We start from the raw sequence: 22,614 nt of genomic DNA, 5'->3' as shown, positions 1-22,614 counted from the left end.
GAATCTATAGAATGAAATTATTTTGTTTCAGGTTTCAGGTTTCAAGTTTTTTGCCACGGCATTCAACGTGAAACCTGAAACTTGAAACCTGAAACAAAACTCTATTCTTTAGAAAAATCCAAATCCTGAAAGTCATAACTAAAATCAGTCAACTCAGAAATTGGAAGCATTTTTAGGTTGATTACTTTACCAGATTCATCATATTTAAAAAGCAAATGTGCATCAGCATGGAAAAAGGCATTGTCCCATTTTACTACATAATTGCCCTCTTTGTAGAAAAAGACTTCTCCAACTAGTTGAGAAGATCGTTTTGAGGCAAAATAGAGTTTTCCTTTTTTCTCTGTTATTGTAATTTCTCCAAACCAATTGTCTTTGTAAGTTCCTGTGATTTTAGAAAAGTCGGTTTTTATTTTGTCTTTTTTGTTTTTGGCTACAGTTGCCCAAACTTCATCGGTTACTTTATCTGCGGATGCTTCACTAGCTTTCACTCGGTTGCTGTAAACGGTCACATAATCATCAGATTTAATACCTAAATAGCTGTCTTTTATTGTATTAGTAATAGCGCTAAATGCCGCTCCGGATTGTTGATTGGTTAAAACTATAATTCCCAAACCTATTTCCGGAATCAATGTGGTTTGTGTCACATTTCCTTCCAAACCTCCGGTGTGTGAAACTTGTTTGTATCCTTTTACATCACTTAAAAACCAGCCTAAGCCATACCCTGAAAAATGAGTATTATAAGGAGGTCTCGTTTTGGCTGGAATAATGGTTTGCAATTGCCACATTTCATCGTGTTCCTTCTCTGAAAACAATTGTTTATTATCCCCGTATTTCCCGTTATTGATTTGTAAAATTGCCCATTTACTCAAATCATTTACACTTGAATAAATTCCGGCAGCTCCATCAAAAAGATTATTTTCATAACGTTTGATTGTTTTTAATTTTCCATCAATCGGAACGTGAGGCGTGATGACATTTGAAGTATCTTTTAAGCGTTTTACCGAAGCCACACTTTTATCCATTTCTAATGGCTTCATGATACGTGTTTCTACAAAATCAGCCCATGTTTGACCTGTCACAACGTGTACAATTTCACCTGCGATAATGTACATCAGATTGTCATAATCGTATTTAGTCCTAAAACTTGAAACAGGTTTTAAATATCTTAAATTATGAACAATATCGGCTGCTTTAAAATCACTGCCGTCAGGCCAGATCATCAAATCTCCGGCACCAAGTCCCAGTCCGCTTCTGTGTGTCAATAGGTCGCGAATCGTGAATTCTTTGGTAACATAATCATCATACATTTTAAAATCCGGAAGATATTGAATCACTTTATCATCCCATTTTATTTTTTTCTCATCAACTAACATAGCAAGAGCAGCACTTGTAAAAGCTTTACTGTTTGATGCAATTCCGAAAAGGGTGTTTGCATCGACTTTTTCCTGCGTTGTTATCGATTTTACACCATATCCTTTTGCTAAAACTACTTTTCCGTCTTTGACAATGGCAACAGCGATTCCAGGAACATCAAAAGCTTTTATGGTACGATTGACCAATTCATCTACTTCTGGATTCGTGATTTGTGCCGAAAGGGAAAAACTAAATAATAATGCTAAAATTGATAATTTGTAATTCATAAGTAGATGATATTTAAGTTTTAGTTAAATCCTCTTTGGCGTTTGGCTTCAAAAATTAAAATCGCAGCCGCAACCGAAACGTTCATGCTGTCAATCTCACCTTGCATCGGAATTATGATGTTTTGTGTAGCCGCATCACGCCATTCTTGTGTTAATCCGGTGGCTTCGGTACCGACAACTAAAGCTGTTGGAGTAGTGAAATCCTGAGTATGATAGGATGTTGAATTTTGTAAAGTAGCGCAATAAAAATCAATCTTTTTTTCTTTCAAATAAGCAATGATTTCGTCTGTGGTTCCCGTTGCAATTTGATTGGTAAACAAACAACCTACGCTTGAACGCACAATATTTGGATTGTATAAATCACTTTTTGGATTGGCAATTAAAACCGCATCAAGATTGGCAGCATCCGCAGTACGCAAAAGCGCTCCGATATTACCTGGTTTTTCAGGTGCTTCAGCTACTAAAATTAATGGATTATCAGATAATTTTAAATCTGATAATTGCATTGATTTGGTTTTGGCTACAGCCAAAATTCCTTCGGTAGTATCGCGATACGCTAGTTTTTGATAAACTTCTTTGGTGATTTCAATTAATTGAACTGGTGAGTTTACCAATTTAGTAATTTGACTTTCAGTAACCAATTCCGGTAAAAACAAAACCGTTTCTACTTCATAACCACCTTTTAAGGCGATTGAAATCTCTCGTAAACCTTCAATCAAAAATGTTCCGGTTTGTTTGCGGGCCTTTGCTTTTTCCTGCAGTAAAACAAGTGATTTTATAAATGGATTTTGAATAGAAGTAATTTGTTTCATTTTTTTAAAGGCTCAAAGTTGCAAAGGTTCAAAGGTACAGAGTTTTTTTCTTCCTGCAAGGTTTTCGAAACCTTGTAGGTTTCAGTAACATGAAACAAAAAAGTTTGCAACGAATTCCAAAAATTTCCACTAATTACTTCTGCTTTGTTTGGATAAAATATTAGTGGAAATTCGTGGAATTCGTTGCAAAAAAACTTTTAAATTATTTTTTTAGTAATTCTGGAATTTCATTGGCAACAGGATGTGTTGTGGTGAAATTGTACCCCATAATTTTGGCGATGGTTTGAGCAAATTGTTTTTGATACAATTGACCTTCTGTTTTAATTTCACCTTTTGCTGCAATTTCTGGTCCCATCACAGCAAACCAAATTTCAGATGCTCCTGGCACATCAGAGCCATGATCTGTCCATTGGGCTTTTGTTTTGTCGCCACGGCCGTGATCTACAGTGATCAATAAAGTGGTTTTATTTTTGTATTGCGGGTCGTTTTGTACAAAGTCCCAGATTTCTTTGATCCATTTATCAACTTGGTTGGCGGCGTCCAGATACGATTTGTACTGTGCATGATGCGCCCATTCATCTGTTTCACCGTAAGCTATATAAAGTACTTTTGGTTTATTTGTTTTGAGTTCGTTTAAGGCCTGATAATGGGTGAAAACATCCAGACATTCGTCTTCATGAAATGGTTTATACGAATTATTACGCATGTCATTTAACAACTTTTGAGTTGCTGTAGGTTTGTTTCCTCCCACATTATCATACGCTGAAATAACCGGAAAACCACTTCTTTCTTCGTTCAAAATTCTGTCAAAAGCGTCCCAGGCACCAAACGCAGCTGTTTTTCCTTTAAGTTTTGGTTGTTGATTTAGAAATTCTAAAATATTCACATTTGGATTCGCTTTATAACTATTTGAATTAATAGCTACATCAACATTTCCTGTCATAATTTCGCTATATCCCGGATAACTGAACCAATAAGGATTGGATACATCGACTTTGTTCCCTAAATCACGATTACCATAAATTTGCCCTTTCGAAACAATTTCTGACCATAAAAAAGGCATTAATTTTTTACGGCTTTCTTTAATATCGGCACTTGAATATTTCTTATAAATGTAAGTACTGTCTCCCTGATTGAATCTTTTATCATTGGCAATTGCCGGATCCATTCCTTTAAATACTTCCTGCCATCTAAAACCGTCTGTGGTAATGATGATGATGTTTTCTGTTTTTTGGGCGTTACTTAAAAAGCTTATTAAAACAAACGCAGATAATAATATTTTTTTCATTGTATCTTACTTTAAATTAATAGATTTAAAACAATTATAACTAGAGTTAGGTTAAAAAACTAATGAGACAGATTATTTCTTTTTTAAATATTTTATTGCTTCTTCCAGTGTTTTATCTCTGTTATTTAAATAATCGTTAAGAGTTGGAATAATTTCAATATCTGGTTTGATACCATAGCCTACAAATTCTCGTCCATCCGGATAAGTATCTTTTTTGGTGCAAACTCTGGCAGAACCGCCACCTGGCAAATCAAATAAAAAAGGCTGTCCTGTACTGCCAAAAGATTTCTGGCCCATTTTTATCATATGTTTTTGATTATCGGCATAAATTAAAAAATCCTCAGCGGCAGAAGCTGTATTATGTCCAAGTAAAATTACTGTGGGCACAACAATTCTTTTTGCTTTTAACCGAATCGTGCCAGGATGATATTCAAAATCATAAAAATATTGATCATGATATGACAAAAAAGCTTTTTTCTGCCATGAATTATTTAAAGTATCTTTTTCATTAACAAATTTTCCCCATGCTTTAAATGCAGGAATATGAGATCGGCTTTTTTGTCTTGATCCATAAACAATGGTATCATTTGTTAAGTACTGTAATATTTGGACACCAACGTTTGTATTTCCGCCGCCATTGTATCGCAAGTCAATTATTAATGATTTTGCTTTGTATAACTCGGGGAGTTTTTCAATAAATAAACTGTCAATTTTTTGATCTCCAAAGGAGTTTAATGAAACATATGCTGTTTCTTTATTGATCCATTTGAAATCCAAAAGTTGCCTATCTGGTTCAAAAGGAGGGAACACTTCTTTTTCTTCTGTCTTTTTATGGGTTAAGGTAAGTTCAATAATTTTTTTATTAGGTTTTTTTATTTTAATTGTAAAAGTTTCTCCTTCCAAACCTTTTAACAAATTAGAAATGCTCCAATCTTGTAAAACATAATCTGTTGATGATGATATATAGGGCGCAACATCTTCATCAATGAATTTTTGCGTTGACTTTCCATTAACTTCTATAATCTCACTACCGGCTGGAATCTCTTCTTTCTTACTTAAATTAGTCCTGATTATTATTGCTTTGCCTTCTATGTTTTGAATAAAAAGTCTGTAATCACCAAACATGGTATTCATGGGCTCAATACCCTTTGGAAGGTAAACATTCGTGTGTCCGTCTTTTAATAATGCACACAACTTTTGTAGTTCGCGATAATACTCGTAATCATTTTTTGTGTTTTGAACAATTGGAATAAGTTCTTTAAATCGATTATCCCATGTGGTTCTGTTTACTTTATCTAAATAAACAAAGTTATAATTGACTTCCTGCCAGAATTTTGAAAGTCCGTAAACTTTATCACTTGGTGTTAATGTGTTCGGAATTTGTCCAAAATGGTTGATCGAACAAAATAAGAACGTAACAATAAAAGCTTTTTTCATTTTGATATTTTGATTTGACTATGATTGATGTACTTAATAGGATGAGCTTTATAAAATCCCCCTCGCCTTAATCTCCAAATACTTATTAATAGCATCCAAAGTCAAATTCTCAGGCTGTGTCAAAACCGAATGAATTCCGTATTTCTTCAATTCATTGGCGATTAAGCGTTTTTCGAACATGAATTTTTCGGCTATGACTTTATCGTAAATTTCCTGAACAGTATCTGTTTTTTTGTTGATGATAGCGTTTAATTCGGTATTGCTAAAGAAAACAACAACTAATAAATGGCTTTTTGCAATTCCTTTTAAATAAGGTAATTGTCGGTTTAAACCATCCATGGTTTCGAAATTGGTATACAAAATAATCAAACTTCTCTGATTGATATTTTTCTTAATGTCGACATACAATCGGCTGTAATCACTTTCAAAAAAATCAGTTTTGACGTTGTATAAAGTCTCCAGAATTTTTTGCATTTGCGAAGATCTTCTTTCTGCAAAAACTCTGTTTTCTACTTTTTTGGAGAATGCAAAAATTCCGGCTTTGTCTTGTTTTTTCAGAATAACATTCGATAAAACAAGTGTAGAATTTATGGCATAATCTAGTAAACTCAAACCATCAAAAGGCATTTGCATCACACGGCCTTTATCAATCGCCATATAAACCGATTGTGATTTTTCATCCTGAAACTGATTCACCATCAATGAATTTTTCTTTGCCGTGGCTTTCCAGTTTATTGTTCTTAAATCGTCTCCCTGAACATATTCCTTAATTTGCTCAAATTCCATGGTATGACCAATTCGGCGAATTTTCTTGATTCCGTATTGATACAAATTATTCGAAAAAGCCAATAAATCGTATTTCTTCAATTGAATATACGAAGGATAAGTCGGCACCATTTGATCTTTATCGAAAGTAAATCTTCGGGAAATTAATTTTAAAGGGGAAGAAACATAGATGTTTAAATTCCCAAAGTAATATTCTCCTCGTTCTGTTGGTCGTAAATCATAAACCAATTCTTTTTGAGTAGAAGCCGGAATCGTTTTAATGATTTTGAAATCACGTACCTGAAATTGAAACGGAATTTCATCAATAATTTTAATCGAAATCGGAAAAGTATAACCGTTTTTAATTGTAATCTGAATGGGATTTAAATCACCGTTTGAAAGTTTTTCTGGTGTTTTTCTTGAAGCTTCAATTCCTTTTGATACATATAAAAGCAAAATGTCCAGACCCAAAAACGTGGTTAAAACCAAAATAATAAACCAAACGCTGTTGTATAAATTCGGAAAAATAAAAGCACAAACAAACATTCCTATAATCCCTAATAGAATGTAGAAAAAGAAGTTATTGAGATAAAGGCTTTTGATGAATTTCAATTTAAAAAAGGTTTTAAAGTTTCAAGTTTCAGGCTTCAGGTTTCGCACTAATTGTCAATTCACAATTATCTTGGTATTTCAACTGTTTCAAGAATTTGCTTGATGATTTCAGAGCTTGTAATGCCTTCCATTTCACGTTCAGGATTTACAATAACACGGTGTTGTAAAACCGGAATTGCTGCTTCTTTAACATCTTCAGGAGTTACGAAATCGCGACCACGAATGGCAGCGAAACCTTTGGCTGCATTCAAAATTGCTATTGAAGCACGCGGTGAAGCTCCTAAGTATAAAAAAGCATTTTCTCTGGTGTTAACTACAATTCTGGCGATATATTCTAAAAGATTTTGTTCCACTCTAATTTGTTTTACCAAACCTTGATAGCCTTTTATTTCTTCGGCAGAAAGTATTGTTTTAATCGCTTCCAGTTTTCCGTGATCCTGCAATAAATGCTCTCTCTGAATGATTAGGATTTCTTCGTCTAATTTTGGATAATCAATTGTTATTTTGAATAAAAAACGGTCTAATTGTGCTTCAGGCAAACGATATGTTCCTTCTTGCTCAATTGGGTTTTGTGTGGCAATAACCAAAAATGGAGTTTCCAATTGAAAGGCTGATCCATCAATAGTAATCTGGCGCTCTTCCATAACTTCAAAAAGGGCAGCTTGTGTTTTGGCAGGAGCACGGTTTATCTCATCTATCAAAATTAGATTGGAGAAAATAGGTCCTTGTTTGAATTCAAATTCAGAACTTTTTAAATTGAAAATCGAAGTTCCTAATATATCTGACGGCATCAAGTCCGGCGTAAACTGAATTCGGCTAAAGCCAATATTTAAGGTTTTTGATAATAGTTTTGCGGTAATCGTTTTGGCAACTCCCGGAACACCTTCCAACAAAACATGTCCGTTTGATAAAATCGCAACCAAAAGCTGATCAATCATTTTTTGTTGCCCCACAATGACAGTTTCTAATTCTGTTTTAATAGCATTTACATGCTCCAAAAGAGGCGCTAAATTTATTCTGGTTTCAAAATTCACATTTTCATTTGTGATCTCGGTTTCTGGGGTATTGATATCGTCCATGGTTTGGTATGTTTTTCTTCTGTTAAATTTTTTATTTTTTTTTACGCAGATTTTGCAGATTTTATTTGAATTTTATTTGTGAAAATTTGCGCAGATCTGCTAGAATCTTTTTTAATCTTCGTGAAATATTTAACCTGTGCTAATTATTTCTTAATGTAAAATTTTCTCGATCGCGTTATTAATTCGGATTAAATCTTCTTCGAGACTTCCGTGATAACTATTTCGATGTTCATTAATCAGAAAAACCAATTCCTGAATATCGGCTATATTTTTTCCTGTTTTATGATGTAGTTTTTGAATAAAAACATCATCCAATTTTGTTGTGTCAATTAAATATTCATTTCTGATTTTCTCCAGAAAATAAATGATTTTTTTATCGATTAAATTCTCATGGTCACCTTCCTGATAATATAAATTTCCAATCGTTTTAGTGAAATCGACCGTTAAGTTAGGTAAAGGTTTTAATACCGGAACAATTCTTTGTTTTCGTTTGGCATTAAAAATAATAAAAATCAGAATTCCGATTAAGCTTAAATACCAGGCCCATTTCAGCGCAGGCTGACTGTGAATATAACGCAAAGGAGAATGCGAAATCGATTTGTCGTTTTGCAATTTGGTATACCAAAAAACATCGCCTTTTGGGATATAGGACAGCACATTTTCAGCATATTGAAAATGATCTTTTTTTAATAAATGAAAGTTCGTAAACGCCGCTGGCTGCGTATGCAGGTAAAAATTACCGTCTTTATAGGGGACTTTTATAAAATTGATGTCTCTTTCTTTTTTCTCATTGCTTTGATATCCTAAAACTGTTGTATTTGCAGTATCGATTTTAGTAAAATAATCTTCTACAGCTTGTTGAAAAACGTATTTTTTAGAACTTACATTTTTATTTGCCATCCAGATTATATTATTTTTTGGCTGGTGGAATTCAAATTTGGTATCAATTTTCAGGCTGTCCATTAAGGCTTCTGGAAATGTTCTCATGCTTAAAAATGCATTATTTCCGCGTGAAACAAAATAAAAAAGTTCTTTAACCGATTGTTCGTCAATATTTTCAAGATCTGAAATGCTTAAAAAAGTACCTTGTATTTTGTAATTTTCAACCAAAGTATCAGCATCGTATTTTGAATCCAAATATTCATACGGTGTTATGTCAGCAATTCTTTCAATTTTCTGATTTTTTAAAAGAGGTTTAATTTCTTTATTCAGAATATATAATCCGTACGGAATTTTATCGTGTACAGAAAATGTTGGGCGCCAGTCGATAGGCTTTTTCTCGTCGCGGTCTGAAATTAGGATTAAGGCTAAAACAAAAACCAGAATAGCGACATAAATTTTGATCGATTTATTCATTGCTAAAGGTTTTTATAGATTTCTTAAAGCGGTTTTCGGCTTTTGTAAAAGTGGTTTCATCAATTTCAAATTCGCCATACCAAATGTAATTATACAAGTAGGAGAGATAGGTAAAATCTTCTTTGTAAACCGGACTTTTTAGTTCGTATAAATAATCTGAATTGGTTTTTTCGATATCCCATTCAATGTAATTATTCTGCGCCATTACTTTTAATAACCATAGATAATAGTACCTAATGGCGAGTCTTTTTTCTCCGTTTTGAATACTTTCCTGTATTAATTTTTTAAAATCCAGTAAATGAATGTTTTTTTCGATATCAGAATATTGAATGGCTCTTTTATTGGCATTTTTTCCAAAAATCCATTGTCCTTCTTTATTGATTAAGGCTTTTACGATCAAATAAATGACCACAATAATCACCAAAACGGCCAATATTCGCAATATAATAATGGTAACGGTGATAGACGTTTTGGCATCAGTAAAAGAGAAAATTTTCCTCAATAAATTGGCAATCCATTCTTTAATATTATCCCAAAGCCCTCTTTCCGGTGCTTTTGGTTCGTAATTAAATTCCGGATCGGTATATTTTTTTTTGAAGTTTTCGGGAAATGTTTGGGCTTCAATAGTATCTGAATCGATCTGAATGTCCTTTTCAGTATATTTTATTGCAGCCACTTTTGGAGGTTCGGCTTCCGCCAAAGTATCCTGAGCATGTGAGATACTAAAGCAAAAAAAGAAAGATATAATAAGAAAAATTCTCTTCATTATTGGATTCGGTTAAGTCAATTTGGCTGATAATTGTTGTGCTTTTTTGTGTACTATAAAAGGGTAAACTAAATAATAATAGGAGATTAAACTCAAGGTTGATAGTATTATAAGAATGCTTAACCAAATAGGCATATCAATAGAATATCGTGTAACAAAACCTTCCAGAAATCCTGCCATAAAAGTAAAGGGAAGTGTGCTTAGGTAGATTTTGAAACTGTTTTTGAATCCAATTTTAAAAGAATTTAATCTCGAAAAAGTCTTAGGAAAAAGGATAGAAGCGCCAAAAATAAACCCGGCTGCCGACTCAATTACAATGGCAAAAATTTCCATAGAACCGTGAATCCAGATACCACGAACACTTTTCCAGAAAACACCATGCTCGAAGAAAAAATACTGAAAGGAACCCAGCATAATACAGTTTTGTAATAAATAATAGAAAGTACCAAGTCCGCCAAAAATGCCATAAAAATAGCATGCCGCTCCCACCTGAATATTGTTTACCGTAATACCAATAAAAGTTCCCCAGTTGGCAGAAGAACCATAAACAGCCATCGGATTCCCTTTTTTGATGTTTTCTAAAGTCATATTCACATAATCATCGCCCATAATTAATCGGGTAAAATCGGGATCATAGCGGGCAGAAATAGCGCCGATAGCAACAAAGGCAAAAAAGAAAACAAAAGCATACAATAAATACCTTTTGTATTCGTAAACAAGCAAAGGAACTTCTGTTTTAAAGAATTCTACTAACTTGTTTTTTTCAGTTCGTTTCGTTTTATATATTTTTTGATAGATCTGAGAAGCCAGATGATTTAAGTAAATAACCGTTTTACTTTTAGGATAATAAGTTTGTGCATAGGCGAGGTCATTCATCATTTGAATGTACAAATTAGCTAACTCATCAGGATTTTTTTTAGCTTTACCAAAAATAGCGAGTTCAAACTCCAGCCATTTTTCTTTATTTTGTTTTATGAAGGCAACTTCTCTCATTGTAGGCTAAAATATAAAATATGTCAGAATTATCTATTAACACAACACAAAATGTTAAAATAAATTTTATCGCTGCCTCTGTTGGCGAGCGATTAGGGTCTTATTTTATTGATTTAATCATTAAAGGATCTTATTTACTGGTTGTTGGTTTGATACTTTTTTACTTTTTTCATTTTGAAAGAGTATTCGATTCATTGGATACCTGGTCGATCAGAGCCGTTGTTTTTATTATAAGTTTCCCTATTTTGGTTTATACGATTACTTTAGAAAGTATTTTTGAAGGACAAACTTTTGGTAAAAAACTACTCAAGATAAAAGTGGTTAAAATTGATGGTTATCAGGCCGGCTTTGGAGATTATTTTATCCGTTGGTTTTTTAGATTGGTTGATTTTTCGATTATGGGCGGAATGGTCGCTTTGATATCTATAGTTACAAGTAAAAAGTCACAACGATTAGGCGATATGGCAGCGGGAACGGCTGTTATTACTTTAAAAAACAAAATAAATATCAGTCATACTATTCTTGAAGAAATTGGAACTTCTTATGTTCCAACTTATCCTTTGGTTATTAAATTATCGGACAACGATATGCGAATCATAAAAGAAACGTTTCAGAAAGCGGTGAAGAAAAATGATCATGAAATTATTTATAAACTGGTTGCCAAAATTGAAAGTGTAACCGGAATTAAAAACCAATCTGGCGATAATAGCGATTTTATTAAAGTGGTTTTGAAGGACTACAATTATTATACTCAGAATATGTAGGTCCAAGAGGCTAAGTTTCTGAGATTCTAAGAGGCTAAGTTTACTCTTTTTTCTTTTGAAAATAATTGCCCTAGCCCCGATGGGAGCAAAAATCCTTTTGTACCGGTCCCGATAGCTATGGGGAGGCACAAAAGATTGGAAGGAACGGCAGGACATAGCTCCTAAAAATTCTTATTCTTATTTGTAATCTATCATGGTTTTTGTAAGATGATTTCTTAACTTTGTTAAGAACGTTAATTTTTTAAATTTAATTTAATCTAAATACCATGAAAATAAAGAAAGTTATTGCAGTAATTTTGATGTTGTTTGTATCTGTTTTTGGTTTCGCTCAAGGCGGAAAAAAACTCGATAAAATTATTAAAAGAGATTATACGATTATTGAAGGAACAATCTCAAAAATATCTGACCAAACGGTTGAATATTCTTTACCAGGAGAAGCGATTCAAATTTCATTGGATGTTTCGCAAATTGCCAGAATTGATTTTGCGAGCGGAAGATCACAGACTTTTGATGTTTCTGCAGGAAGCACATATATACCATCTGCTCCAGGTCCAATTAGTGTTGCTGAAATGAAACCAAACACAATTGCCGTGCTCCCAGTTCCTTATGTAAATTCGGACAATATGCAAAGTTCTGAAGATATGTCTAAATTCGCCCAAAATGACATGTATAACAAATTGCTGGACAAATCGGCAAACATTTTTCCGCTAACGGTTCAGGATCTTAGAACGACAAATAGTTTATTGCATAAAGCTGGAATTGATCACCATAATATCGACGAAACGCCAATTGCAGATCTCGAAAAAATTCTGGGAGTTGATAATATCATTGCGGCAAAAATTTCATACACGATGTCAACAAGTTCAACTGCATCAACTTATGGAAGCGGAAGTACAACAATAAGCAACAACGATAAGAAAATAAAATCAAACGATTATTCGACAACAATTGCCAATACACAAATGTATTATTACTATAATGTGTATTTTGACATGTATAAAAACAATACTAAAATTTATTCTCAAACGCGCAAACCTTTCCTTAATTTGAAAGACAGTTGGATCGATTCGATTACGTATTTATTGAAGAGAAGCCCAATTTATATTAAAAAGTAATGGCAACATTTAAATCGAAAATTAGTATTGGGCTAGTGCTTTTTTTGGCAGTTGTTTTAGGCGGAATGTTTATAAAATTGCTTTATGATGGTTCGTGGTCTGTATCTCTTTTGATTTTTTGCCAAATTCTTTTTATTGCTCATATGTTTTCAACCACTTTTTACACTATAGAAAATGAAAAGTTGCATATTAAAAGTGGTTTTTTAGTCAATATTTCGATTGAAATTCAGCAGATAAAAAAGATTTCTGAAACCAATACCATTATGAGTGCACCGGCAGTTTCTTTTGACAGACTGGAAATTTTATATAATAAATTTGATACCGTTGTGATTTCTCCAAAAGAAAAGGTGCAATTTATAGAAGCAATTAAAAAAATAAATCCTCAGGTAGAAGTTAAATTAAAGAATAAAACCTTAGTAACTTAGCATCTCAGAACCTTAGCATCTCAAAAAAAAATGTTTCACTTACTAGATATTATCGGTACAATGGCTTTTGCCATGTCCGGCGCTTTAACGGCAATGCATAAAAAACTGGATCCGTTTGGGGTTTTTATTATTGCTTTTGTGACGGCCGTTGGCGGTGGAACACTTCGCGATGTTTTAATTGGGAGAACCCCGGTGGGCTGGATGAAAGATTTGCAATATGTTTATGTAATTATTCTAGGCTTTTTGCTTGCTATTCTTTTCCGTAAAAAGTTTGAAAAACTGAGAACTTCGTTGTTTTTATTTGATACAATCGGATTGGGCGTTTTTACTTTAATTGGCCTGGAAAAAGGGATTTCAAAAGGATTGCATCCTGTAATTTGTATTGCTTTAGGAACGATGACGGCTTGTTTTGGTGGTGTAATTCGGGATATTTTATGTACTGAGATTCCAACGATCTTTAGAAGAGAGATCTATGCTACGATTTGCATTTTCGGCGGAATCGTGTTTTTTGCACTAAGAAGCCTGAACTTAGATAACGATATTTTATATTTACTGACTTCGGTTGTGATTATTACCGTACGTTTGCTGGCGGTAAAATTCAAATGGTATTTACCGGCATTTAGTCATAAATAAGATTTTATAAAATAATAATTGAAGATTTTTAGCCACGAATTCACGAATTTTATTAACCAGGAAACAAATAAAAATTCGTGAATTCGTGGCTAACTTTCACTTGAAAATAAATAGCATTAGTTGAAAATGACCAAATATTCTATAAAAAAATACGATCAGAACGATTACGTCATCTGGAACGATTTTGTCGCTCTGGCTAAGAATGCTACGTTTTTGTTTCATCGTGATTTTATGGAATATCATCAGGATCGTTTTGAAGATTTTTCGCTTTTGGTTTTTGAAAATGAAAAACTCAAGGCTATTTTGCCTGCCAATATAAATGGAAAATCGGTATATTCTCATCAGGGTTTAACATATGGAGGATTATTGTTTGCAGCTAAATTAAAGGCAGAAAAAGTCGAATCCATTTTAGATGAAATTTTATCTTTTTTAAAAGAAAATTCAATTGAAGCTTTTCATTATAAACCCATTCCGGGTTTTTATTTTTCGAAGGGAAATCAGGAAATTGATTTCTTTTTGCATCAAAGAGGCGCTTTGCCAGAACGAAAAGAAATGAATATGGCAGTAAACCTGCAATTGCCTTTGCATATTTCTAAAAGCAAAATGAAGCATTTTAGAAGGATTGAGAATCTTGATTTAGATATTATAGAAGAAAAAGATTTTGAACCTTTTTGGGAAACGATTCTGGAACCAAGATTATTGGAGAAATTCAACGCAAAACCTGTTCACACTAAAGAAGAAATAACTTCACTAAAACAAAAATTCCCTGAAAAGATCAGGCAGTATTCCGTTTATCAGAAAGATGAAATTATCGCCGGAATAACTATTTTTGAAACGGAGAATGTAGTCAAATCGCAATACGGCGCCACTTCTGAAAAAGGGGAACAAGTAAGAGCATTGGATTTTTTATTCATTAATTTGATGCATAAATATAAACGAAAAGGCAAAAAGTTTTTTGATATGGGAATTGTGAATGAGGAAAATGAAAAAGGGTATCATTCCGGTCTTTTGCAACAAAAAGAAGAATTAGGCTGTGCTGTTTACAATCAGGATTTTTATAAAATCGATATTAAATGATACCATTTCTGGATCTAAAAAAAATAAACGAACCGTATGAAACTGCTTTTCAGGAAAAACTGCAATTGGTTTTAAATAATGGCTGGTATATTTTAGGAAAAGAATTGGAGACATTTGAAAAGGCTTTCGCTGAATATAACCAAACGAAATATTGCATTGGAGTAGGGAATGGTTTTGATGCCTTAGTATTGATTTTTAAAGGCTACATTCAATTAGGAAAGCTTCAGAAAGGCGATGAAGTTGTTGTTCCCGCAAATACTTATATTGCCAGTATTCTAGCCATTTTACAAGCCGATTTAATTCCAATTTTAGTCGAACCGAAATTAGAAACCTACAACATCAATCCGGATTTGATTCAGGAGAAAATCACTCCAAAAACAAAAGCAATTTTAGCCGTTCACTTATACGGACAATTGGTTGAAATGAATCAAATAAATGAAATTGCAATCCAAAATAATTTAATTGTTGTTGAAGATAGCGCCCAATCGCATGGAGCCTTTGAAAATTCCAATAATTTTAAATTCCAAATTCCAAACGATACGAATGTCACTCTGAGCGAAGTCGAAGAGCCTTTGCGAGCGATAGCTTATAGTTTTTACCCAGGAAAAAATCTTGGATGTTTGGGTGATGGAGGCGCAATTACAACAAACGATTCAGAGTTAGCGAAAGTACTTTTCTCACTTCGTAATTATGGTTCTGAACAAAAATATTATAACGAATATATTGGTGTAAACTCCAGATTAGACGAGCTTCAGGCTGCATTTTTAAATTTGAAATTACCAAATTTAAATGCAGATAATGAGAAGCGTCGTGCGATTGCAAAACGTTATTTGGCTGAAATCAAAAATGATAAAATAATATTGCCGTTTTGGGATTTCTCGACTAATCATGTGTTTCATTTGTTCGTGATTAGAACCGAAAATAGAGAAGCTTTACAGGAATATTTAATGCAAAATAATATTCAGACTGTAATTCATTATCCAATTCCGCCACATCAGCAAAAAGCTTTTTTAGAATGGAATAATTTGTCCTTTCCAATTACGGAGAAAATCCATAATGAAGTTTTAAGTTTACCAATGAGTCCGGTTTTAACGGAGACAGAAGTCGATTTTATTATCGAAATTTTAAATCAATATTAATTCGTGTCTGATAGTAAATCTTCATATCAGCAAATTCTAAAAACGACTTCACTTTTTGGAGGCGTTCAGTTTTTTAATATTTTGATTTCGATTGTCAGAACCAAATTAATTGCGGTTTTTATCGGTCCGGCAGGAATGGGAATTATTGCTTTGCTGAATTCAACTTTGAGTATAATAAGCAGTATTTCAGGCTTCGGAATCGAAACCAGCGCTGTGAAAAACATCTCAGAAGATTATAAAAATGACGATTTAAAAACAGTTTCAAAGACCATTCAAATCGTAAAAAAGATTGTTTTTTTTACGGGAATTTTCGGAATGTTGCTGACGATTCTTTTTTCAAAAGCATTGAGCGTAATGACTTTTGGAGATTCGAGTCAGACTTATTCGTTTGTATTTATTGCGATAACCGTTTTATTTAAGCAATTATCGTCGGGTCAATTAGCCGTTTTACAAGGATTACGACAAATGAAATTGCTGGCCAAAGCCAATTTATATGGTAATTTATTCGGATTGCTTTTTTCGATTCCGTTGTATTATTTTTTAAGAATTGATGCAATAATTCCAACCATAATTATTGCTTCTTTATCGGCATTAATTTTCTCATTTTATTATTATAATAAAATCAAAACCGAAAAAGAAAAGCTTTCCACTTCTGCAGTTTTATTAGAAGGAAAATCAATCGTTAAATTAGGTTTTATGCTGACAATAAGTAGTGTTTTGACACTTTTGTCAACGTATTTGGTTCAGATTTATATTGGAAAAAATGGAGGTTTAGAACAAGTTGGATTTTACAACGCCGGTTTTACTTTGCTGAATTCTTATGTCGGAATAATTTTTACCGTAATGAGTACCGATTACTTTCCGAAATTATCTTCCATCAATTTTGATAATGGTAAAGTTAGAGAGAGCGTTATGCAACAGGCATTTATCTCGATCATTATCATAACGCCAATTATTGTCTTGTTTCTGACTTTCATTTCGGTCATAGTTCCAATCATTTATACGGCTAATTTCAATGCTATTATTCCAATGGTTTGTTTTGGGATTATAGGAATGTTGTTCCGTGCCGTTTCCTGGGCGATGGGATTTATTTTGATAGCTAAAGGAGATTCGAAAATGTTTATTAAAACCGCAATCGGTTTTAATATTTTGTCCTTGATAATGAATGTTTCAGGTTATTATTTTTATGGATTAGAAGGTTTAGGATTTAGCTTTTGTGTTTATTTTTTATTCCATTTTATTGGATTAAAAATCATTACCAGAAATCGCTATGATTTCTATTTTAATTCCGATTTTTATATCATGTATTTCGTTTGTTTTATGATTTGCATAAGTACATTTTTGCTTCGATATATTGAAATTTCAGTTTTAAAATACAGCTTAATGACTTTGATGATTTTGATTTCGTTTGCGTTTAGTTTTTATCAATTGAATAAAAAGATAAATCTAAACGAAATATTTACGTCATTTGTTCAGCGAAAAAAAGATAAAAATGATTCAGAATAGTTATAGAAAATGTCGCTCTTTTTATCAGAAATTCCGGTTTTACTGCAAAGTAAACTGGATCAAAACGCTGTATTTTAATTTTAAGAAATTCCCTTTTGAAACCGCTAAAAAGCTCCCGGTTTACTTTTATGGAAGAGTAAAATTTACTTCGATAAAAGGAGATATTCAGATTGAAGGAAATATCCAAAAAGGAATGATTGGTTTTGGTCAGCCTTACGAACTCAATTCGGCTCATAAAGGAATTGCTGAAATCTTTATTTTAGGGAAATTGACATTCAAAGGAAAGTTCCAATTTGGTAAAGATTGTTTTGTTTTTGTCGGAGAAAAAGCTTCGTGTGAATTAGGAAATATGGCTTCAATGGGGTCAAACGGAAAAATAATTTGTACGGAAAAAATTGTTCTCGGAGATTATGCACGATTTGGTTCTGAAGCTCAGATTATAGATACTAATTTTCATGATTTAATTGATACGCAAACAGGCGAAAAATTGCAGAAATCAGCTCCCATTTTTATCGGAAATTACAATTTTGTGAGTAATAGAGTTTCTATTATGAAAGGAACGCAAACACCAAATTTTTGTACAATTGCCTCGAATAGTTTGTGTACGAAAGATTATAAAAGTTTAGGAGAACACATTTTGATTGGGGGAATTCCGGCAAAATTGATTAGAAATAATATTTCAAGAGATTGGGAAGGCGAGAAGGAACAATTGGATGATTTTTTGACGATTTGATTAAGATTGATAGTAAAAGAGAAGTCCCATCGGGACGTCATGTGTATAGAAACATAATTTAATATTTTCCAAAACCCCATAGGGGTGCCATGTTAAATTTACACAAAGTAACGATGTCGCTCCGCTGAAGCTTTTAATCGGAATCTACTAATTTGCTATAAACATTTTGCTCCGCTGGAGCTTTTTTAAATGTGATGTAAAAATTTTCTATAAATATTTTGCTCCTCTGGAGCTTTTCTATTTTGACATGAATGATCTTTTTGCACTTATGTGCATATTATCCGAAATCTTTGTTTTATTTCTAATAAAATATACTTGAAAAACAACCTATAATCACTCGTTTTAAAAGCCAAAGTCATTTCAAAATGCATTCGTCTCAGAATGGCTTTATGTTCGATTTTTGTTCGGTTTAACCGAATCGCTTTCTGAATTATTAGATACGTAGAATAATTTATTTTCTTAGATCTTGCATCATTTTTAATGAAAAAATGAGTTCCGAAAGAAGTGGTCGAAATCCTTTTTTTAATTAAAATTTCATCAATATAATCAAAATCATAAATTCGGGAAGCTCTAATCCAAAGATCTAAATCTTCATAAGACAGATTCTCATCGTAACCATTCAAAGCATCAAAAACTGATTTTTTGACCATTGATGAAACCGAGCAAATACTATTTCCACCAGAAATAACACTCAGATAAATATCGCCTGTTGCTCTTTTTTCGATCGTTTTTTTATTAAAATCAACAGGGAAATAATAAAAATAGAAATCGCCTTTTTCATTAATTAATTCGGCATTTCCATAAACAACACCTAATTTTTTAAACGAACTTTCCTGAAAAGCTTTTAACTGTAAGGAAACGCAATTGGACAGTAAAATATCATCGCAAGCTAAATCAATGATATAGTCACCTTTTGCTAATTTTAATGCTTTATTGAATGATTTTGTACTTCCTAAATTAGTTTCATTGGCAATAAATCGAATTTCAGGATAATCAATAAGCCATTTTTGAATTACTTTTCGTGAATTATCGGTACTAAAATCATCCACAATAATTACTTCAACAAAAGGATAATCTTGATGTATTGCCGAAAATAAACTCTCCACAACATACTTTTCCTGATTGTAACACAAGCAAATAATGGTCACTAATGATTTATCTTGCATATTGTTTTTAAAGAGTTATATATTTGATACGAAAATAAGAAATCACGGATGATAATGTCTCACAAAAAAAAGAAAATTGCTTTAATTGGTTACCGTCTGAGTGGAGGCGGAAGCGACAGAGTAATGGCAAATTTGTCAATCTTTTTTCAGCATCAGGGTTTTGAAGTCAATATAATTATTGTTTTAGACGAAGTAAGTTTTCCGTATTTGGGTAAATTGGTAAATCTCGGTTTACTCAAAAATAAAAGCAACGGAATTTTTAATAAAGCCGAAAGATTATGGGCTTTGCGAAAATATTTGAATGAAAATGAATTCGATTTTATTATCGATTTTCGTTTTCGAACCAAGATAATTCAGGAACTTGTTCTTGCTCGATTTATTTACAATACCAAGACGATTTTTACCGTTCACAGTTTTTTGATCGATCATTATATGCCGAATAATTCCTGGCTTACAAGATTGATGTATAATTATTGTTTTGCGAATGTGGCGATTACAAATGAAATGAAAACATTGATTGAAAAAAAGCATCAGTTAAAAAACGTTGTCACGATTCATAATCCAATTTATTTAGAAGAAATTATAAAAGAACAAAATGAAAAAATTGAGTTAGAATTTGATTTTATAATTGCTATTGGTCAGTATGAAAATGGAATAAAGCAGTTTGATAAACTCATTTCAGCTTACGCTCAATCTGATTTATCTCAAAAACAAATTCATTTTGTTATTATTGGAAATGGCGACGAAGCAAAGCTTAATAAAGCAATTTTAGAAAATAATATTTCAGGATTTGTCCATCTTTTGGGTTATCAAAACAATCCTTTTAAATATCTAAGCAAAGCTAAATTTTTGGTTTTAAGCAGTAAAAATGAAGGTTTTCCGAATGTTATTTTAGAAGCTTTGGCGTGTGAAATTCCTGTTGTTTGTTTTGATTGTGATTTCGGGCCGAGAGATATGATTACTTCTTTTAAAAATGGAATTTTGGTCGAAAATCAGAATTGGGAAAAACTTTCAGAAGCAATGAATTTATTTGTTTCAGATTCCTTTTTATATCAATCTTGTAAAGAAAATACACTTAGAAGTATTGATCCATTTTTATTAGAAAAAATTGGACAAGAATGGTTACATTTACTCAAAGCCAATTAAAATATGACAACAATTCAGGACATAGCATTACTAAAAATTCCGGTTGTAGAGGACTTAAGCGGGAATTTGGCTTTTATTCAAAACGATATTTTACCGTTTGAGTTCAAACGTGTTTATTATCTTTTTGATGTGCCGAGCAGTGCTTTTCGTGGCGGACATTCGCATATTGAACAACACGAAGTTTTGATTGCTTTAAGCGGAAGTTTTGAAGTAACTTTAAATGACGGTACCAATAAAAAAAGTTATTTGCTGAACAAACCCAATATTGGTTTGCATCTTCCAAAAGGAATTTGGAGAGAACTGGAAAATTTCTCTTCCGGTGCTGTTTGTCTGGTTTTGGCTTCTGATGTTTTTGAAGAATCCGATTATATTCGGGATTATGATGTTTTTTTGAAATCTAAAAAATGAGACTGCTTTACATTGTTCCTAAAATAAAAAATGCTGGCGGAGTTGCCAGAGTTTTGGCTATTAAAGCCAATTGTTTTGTGGAGCATTTTGGTTACGAAGTTCATATTTTATCTCAAAATGAAGACAAAGAAATACCATTTTATGATTTTGATTCAGAAGTTGTTTTTCATAATATGATTTTGAAAGGCAATGTTTTTAAGTTCTTCAATTCTTTTCAAAAAGAAATTAATCAAAAGATTAGCGAAATAAAACCAGATGTTATTTTGGTGGCTGATAATGGTCTAAAAGCATTTGTTTTTCCTTTTATAGCCAAAACGAAAACTCCAATTGTATTTGAATGTCATGGTTCTAAATTTATTGAAGAAGAATTTCAAAAAACGAACTTTATTTCTAAGTCAATTCAAAAAGCAAAATATCAATTCAAAGATTTCGGCGCTCGAAAATTTACCAAAATAGTAGCGCTTTCTGAAGGAAATTTAAAAGAATGGAATGTTGCAAACGGCGTTGTGATTCCGAATCCGTCCTGGATAAAAACTAAAAAATATGCCGATTTAAAACAGAAAAAAGTAATTGCAATTGCACGAAATTCATATGAAAAAGGTTTAGACCGATTGTTGTTGATTTGGAAAGAAATTGGCGAAAAATATCCTGACTGGACATTAGATATTTATACGGATGATGTCGATGCTCTGGAACAAGACGCAATAAAATTAGAAATCGAATCGGGAATCAATTATTTGCATTTTGTCAAAAACATTCAGAAGAAATATCTGAAAGCTTCTATTTGTGTAATGACTTCCAGAACAGAAGGATTTCCAATGGTTTTATTGGAAGCTATGGCTTCTGGCCTGCCTTGTATCTCATATGATTGCCCGACTGGCCCACTAGCGATCATTACAAATGCTGAAAATGGTTTTCTGATTCCCGATAATAATATTGAAATGTTTGTTGAGAAACTCTCTTTTTTGATTGAAAATGAAGAAGTAAGAGCGAAATTTGGTTTGGATGCTAAAGAGACTTCGAAAGAGTATTCGGTTAAAAAGATAATGGAGCAGTGGAGGGAGTTTTTGGAGAGTTTATAGTAAAGTCCTAGAGGGATGCAATATTTATAGAAATTGATATTTATGTTTCCCAAAACCCCATCGGGGGTGGCATGTTTAAATTTTACGCAATATGGATATCGCTCCGCTGGAGCTTTCTTTTACGATGTTGTTGGATTAGCTATAAACATTATGCTCCGATGGAGCTATGTCTTGCCTTCAAAAATGTTTCAACTTACAGAATTAAAGTCCCAGCGGGACGTGATGTTTATAGAAACAGATAGCTGATATGATTTCCAAAACCCCATCGGGGTGGCATATTTAAATTTTACGCAATATGGATATCGCTCCGCTGGAGCTTTCTTTTACGATGTTGTTGGATTAGCTATAAACATTATGCTCCGATGGAGCTATGTCTTGCCTTCAAAAATGTTTCAACTTACAGAATTAAAGTCCCAGCGGGACGTGATGTTTATAGAAACAGATAGGTGATATGATTTCCAAAACCCCATCGGGGTGGCATGTTTGTTTTATGTAATATGAATGTCGCTCCGCTGGAGCTTTCTTTTACGATGTTGTTGGATTAGCTATAAACATTATGCTCCGCTGGAGCTTTGTCTTGCTTTGAAAAATGTTTCAACTTACAGAATTAAAGTCCCAGCGGGACGTGATGTTTATAGAAACAGATAGATGTTATGATTTCCAAAACCCCAT

21 protein-coding genes are annotated in these 22,614 nt (G+C 32.8%); 11 read left to right on the top strand and 10 right to left on the bottom strand.

Translation table 11 applies throughout. The features are described 5' to 3' along the window. Window positions 1-101: 101 nt before the first annotated feature. The 9 genes from BUA98_RS20965 to BUA98_RS20925 all read right to left on the bottom strand — a co-directional run bounded on the left by BUA98_RS20965 (window position 102) and on the right by BUA98_RS20925 (window position 10,748). Complete coding sequence (locus BUA98_RS20965) at window positions 102-1,640, bottom strand: serine hydrolase (RefSeq protein ID WP_072975765.1); 1,539 nt, start codon at window positions 1,638-1,640, stop codon at window positions 102-104. A 20-nt stretch (window positions 1,641-1,660) separates the two neighbouring features. After that, window positions 1,661-2,452, bottom strand: a complete 792-nt coding sequence (locus tag BUA98_RS20960; protein ID WP_072975764.1) for a TrmH family RNA methyltransferase — start codon at window positions 2,450-2,452, stop codon at window positions 1,661-1,663. Between the two features lie 202 nt (window positions 2,453-2,654). Then, window positions 2,655-3,740, bottom strand: a complete 1,086-nt coding sequence (locus BUA98_RS20955) for an alkaline phosphatase family protein (protein ID WP_072975763.1) — start codon at window positions 3,738-3,740, stop codon at window positions 2,655-2,657. 72 nt (window positions 3,741-3,812) lie between these two features. Then, window positions 3,813-5,177, bottom strand: a complete 1,365-nt coding sequence (locus BUA98_RS20950) for a S41 family peptidase (RefSeq protein ID WP_072975762.1) — start codon at window positions 5,175-5,177, stop codon at window positions 3,813-3,815. A gap of 48 nt (window positions 5,178-5,225) precedes the next feature. Next, window positions 5,226-6,554: a DUF58 domain-containing protein gene (locus BUA98_RS20945; RefSeq protein WP_072975761.1), complete on the bottom strand. Its 1,329-nt coding sequence runs from the start codon at window positions 6,552-6,554 to the stop codon at window positions 5,226-5,228. Between the two features lie 65 nt (window positions 6,555-6,619). After that, window positions 6,620-7,633: an AAA family ATPase gene (locus tag BUA98_RS20940; protein WP_072975760.1), complete on the bottom strand. Its 1,014-nt coding sequence runs from the start codon at window positions 7,631-7,633 to the stop codon at window positions 6,620-6,622. 150 nt (window positions 7,634-7,783) lie between these two features. Next, window positions 7,784-8,989, bottom strand: a complete 1,206-nt coding sequence (locus tag BUA98_RS20935) for a DUF4350 domain-containing protein (RefSeq protein ID WP_072975759.1) — start codon at window positions 8,987-8,989, stop codon at window positions 7,784-7,786. After that, window positions 8,982-9,755 (bottom strand): DUF4129 domain-containing protein, encoded by a 774-nt coding sequence (locus BUA98_RS20930; RefSeq protein ID WP_072975757.1) that lies wholly within the window; start codon window positions 9,753-9,755, stop codon window positions 8,982-8,984. The genes BUA98_RS20935 and BUA98_RS20930 overlap by 8 nt, the downstream gene beginning before the upstream one ends. Before the next feature lie 12 nt (window positions 9,756-9,767). Further along, the gene (locus BUA98_RS20925; RefSeq protein ID WP_072975755.1) at window positions 9,768-10,748 is read right to left on the bottom strand and encodes a stage II sporulation protein M; all 981 of its coding nucleotides are present in this window, start codon (window positions 10,746-10,748) and stop codon (window positions 9,768-9,770) included. A gap of 20 nt (window positions 10,749-10,768) precedes the next feature. Here BUA98_RS20925 and BUA98_RS20920 point away from each other — a divergent pair, with 20 nt between their 5' ends. The 8 genes from BUA98_RS20920 to BUA98_RS20885 all read left to right on the top strand — a co-directional run bounded on the left by BUA98_RS20920 (window position 10,769) and on the right by BUA98_RS20885 (window position 18,140). Next, window positions 10,769-11,512, top strand: a complete 744-nt coding sequence (locus BUA98_RS20920; protein ID WP_072975753.1) for an RDD family protein — start codon at window positions 10,769-10,771, stop codon at window positions 11,510-11,512. Window positions 11,513-11,778: 266 nt separating this feature from the next. Beyond that, on the top strand, window positions 11,779-12,627 hold the full coding sequence (locus BUA98_RS20915; RefSeq protein ID WP_072975751.1) for a hypothetical protein: 849 nt from the start codon (window positions 11,779-11,781) through the stop codon (window positions 12,625-12,627). Beyond that, window positions 12,627-13,052, top strand: a complete 426-nt coding sequence (locus BUA98_RS20910; RefSeq protein ID WP_072975749.1) for a PH domain-containing protein — start codon at window positions 12,627-12,629, stop codon at window positions 13,050-13,052. The genes BUA98_RS20915 and BUA98_RS20910 overlap by 1 nt, the downstream gene beginning before the upstream one ends. 30 nt (window positions 13,053-13,082) lie before the next feature. Continuing rightward, a complete protein-coding gene (locus BUA98_RS20905) occupies window positions 13,083-13,685 on the top strand; it encodes a trimeric intracellular cation channel family protein (RefSeq protein WP_072975748.1) in 603 nt (200 codons plus the stop codon). Between the two features lie 126 nt (window positions 13,686-13,811). Continuing rightward, on the top strand, window positions 13,812-14,762 hold the full coding sequence (locus tag BUA98_RS20900) for a GNAT family N-acetyltransferase (protein ID WP_072975746.1): 951 nt from the start codon (window positions 13,812-13,814) through the stop codon (window positions 14,760-14,762). After that, entirely contained in the window at window positions 14,759-15,901 is a 1,143-nt protein-coding gene (locus BUA98_RS20895; RefSeq protein ID WP_072975744.1) for a DegT/DnrJ/EryC1/StrS family aminotransferase, read from the top strand. The genes BUA98_RS20900 and BUA98_RS20895 overlap by 4 nt, the downstream gene beginning before the upstream one ends. 3 nt (window positions 15,902-15,904) lie before the next feature. After that, window positions 15,905-17,407: an oligosaccharide flippase family protein gene (locus tag BUA98_RS20890; protein ID WP_072975742.1), complete on the top strand. Its 1,503-nt coding sequence runs from the start codon at window positions 15,905-15,907 to the stop codon at window positions 17,405-17,407. Beyond that, complete coding sequence (locus BUA98_RS20885) at window positions 17,394-18,140, top strand: acyltransferase (RefSeq protein ID WP_072975740.1); 747 nt, start codon at window positions 17,394-17,396, stop codon at window positions 18,138-18,140. The genes BUA98_RS20890 and BUA98_RS20885 overlap by 14 nt, the downstream gene beginning before the upstream one ends. 266 nt (window positions 18,141-18,406) lie before the next feature. Here the strand turns inward: BUA98_RS20885 and BUA98_RS20880 are convergent, their stop codons facing one another. Further along, a complete protein-coding gene (locus BUA98_RS20880) occupies window positions 18,407-19,306 on the bottom strand; it encodes a glycosyltransferase (protein ID WP_072975738.1) in 900 nt (299 codons plus the stop codon). A 54-nt stretch (window positions 19,307-19,360) separates the two neighbouring features. On the opposite strand from BUA98_RS20880, the gene BUA98_RS20875 reads away from it, so the two are divergent. From BUA98_RS20875 to BUA98_RS20865, 3 genes are read left to right on the top strand one after another with little or no spacing between them, the layout of a single operon-like run. Beyond that, on the top strand, window positions 19,361-20,452 hold the full coding sequence (locus BUA98_RS20875) for a glycosyltransferase (protein WP_072975736.1): 1,092 nt from the start codon (window positions 19,361-19,363) through the stop codon (window positions 20,450-20,452). A gap of 3 nt (window positions 20,453-20,455) precedes the next feature. Next, entirely contained in the window at window positions 20,456-20,860 is a 405-nt protein-coding gene (locus tag BUA98_RS20870) for a sugar 3,4-ketoisomerase (protein ID WP_072975734.1), read from the top strand. Beyond that, entirely contained in the window at window positions 20,857-21,942 is a 1,086-nt protein-coding gene (locus BUA98_RS20865) for a glycosyltransferase family 4 protein (RefSeq protein ID WP_072975732.1), read from the top strand. Before BUA98_RS20870 ends, BUA98_RS20865 begins: the two co-directional genes overlap by 4 nt. Window positions 21,943-22,614 lie beyond the last annotated feature (672 nt).

It is taken from the genome of Flavobacterium saccharophilum, from assembly GCF_900142735.1.
GTDB classification, from domain to species: domain Bacteria; phylum Bacteroidota; class Bacteroidia; order Flavobacteriales; family Flavobacteriaceae; genus Flavobacterium; species Flavobacterium saccharophilum.
This window is presented reverse-complemented; position numbering and strand designations above follow the sequence as displayed.

What these genes read in the sequence shown, in the direction of transcription:
- BUA98_RS20900 (WP_072975746.1), top strand. Translation starts at nt 13,812, where the DNA reads ATGACCAAATATTCTATAAAAAAATACGATCAGAACGATTACGTCATC.
- BUA98_RS20965 (WP_072975765.1), bottom strand. Translation starts at nt 1,640, where the DNA reads ATGAATTACAAATTATCAATTTTAGCATTATTATTTAGTTTTTCCCTT.
- BUA98_RS20930 (WP_072975757.1), bottom strand. Translation starts at nt 9,755, where the DNA reads ATGAAGAGAATTTTTCTTATTATATCTTTCTTTTTTTGCTTTAGTATC.
- BUA98_RS20880 (WP_072975738.1), bottom strand. Translation starts at nt 19,306, where the DNA reads ATGCAAGATAAATCATTAGTGACCATTATTTGCTTGTGTTACAATCAG.
- BUA98_RS20935 (WP_072975759.1), bottom strand. Translation starts at nt 8,989, where the DNA reads ATGAATAAATCGATCAAAATTTATGTCGCTATTCTGGTTTTTGTTTTA.
- BUA98_RS20870 (WP_072975734.1), top strand. Translation starts at nt 20,456, where the DNA reads ATGACAACAATTCAGGACATAGCATTACTAAAAATTCCGGTTGTAGAG.
- BUA98_RS20905 (WP_072975748.1), top strand. Translation starts at nt 13,083, where the DNA reads ATGTTTCACTTACTAGATATTATCGGTACAATGGCTTTTGCCATGTCC.
- BUA98_RS20910 (WP_072975749.1), top strand. Translation starts at nt 12,627, where the DNA reads ATGGCAACATTTAAATCGAAAATTAGTATTGGGCTAGTGCTTTTTTTG.
- BUA98_RS20940 (WP_072975760.1), bottom strand. Translation starts at nt 7,633, where the DNA reads ATGGACGATATCAATACCCCAGAAACCGAGATCACAAATGAAAATGTG.
- BUA98_RS20920 (WP_072975753.1), top strand. Translation starts at nt 10,769, where the DNA reads ATGTCAGAATTATCTATTAACACAACACAAAATGTTAAAATAAATTTT.
- BUA98_RS20950 (WP_072975762.1), bottom strand. Translation starts at nt 5,177, where the DNA reads ATGAAAAAAGCTTTTATTGTTACGTTCTTATTTTGTTCGATCAACCAT.
- BUA98_RS20925 (WP_072975755.1), bottom strand. Translation starts at nt 10,748, where the DNA reads ATGAGAGAAGTTGCCTTCATAAAACAAAATAAAGAAAAATGGCTGGAG.
- BUA98_RS20895 (WP_072975744.1), top strand. Translation starts at nt 14,759, where the DNA reads ATGATACCATTTCTGGATCTAAAAAAAATAAACGAACCGTATGAAACT.
- BUA98_RS20865 (WP_072975732.1), top strand. Translation starts at nt 20,857, where the DNA reads ATGAGACTGCTTTACATTGTTCCTAAAATAAAAAATGCTGGCGGAGTT.
- BUA98_RS20875 (WP_072975736.1), top strand. Translation starts at nt 19,361, where the DNA reads ATGTCTCACAAAAAAAAGAAAATTGCTTTAATTGGTTACCGTCTGAGT.
- BUA98_RS20885 (WP_072975740.1), top strand. Translation starts at nt 17,394, where the DNA reads ATGATTCAGAATAGTTATAGAAAATGTCGCTCTTTTTATCAGAAATTC.
- BUA98_RS20960 (WP_072975764.1), bottom strand. Translation starts at nt 2,452, where the DNA reads ATGAAACAAATTACTTCTATTCAAAATCCATTTATAAAATCACTTGTT.
- BUA98_RS20955 (WP_072975763.1), bottom strand. Translation starts at nt 3,740, where the DNA reads ATGAAAAAAATATTATTATCTGCGTTTGTTTTAATAAGCTTTTTAAGT.
- BUA98_RS20915 (WP_072975751.1), top strand. Translation starts at nt 11,779, where the DNA reads ATGAAAATAAAGAAAGTTATTGCAGTAATTTTGATGTTGTTTGTATCT.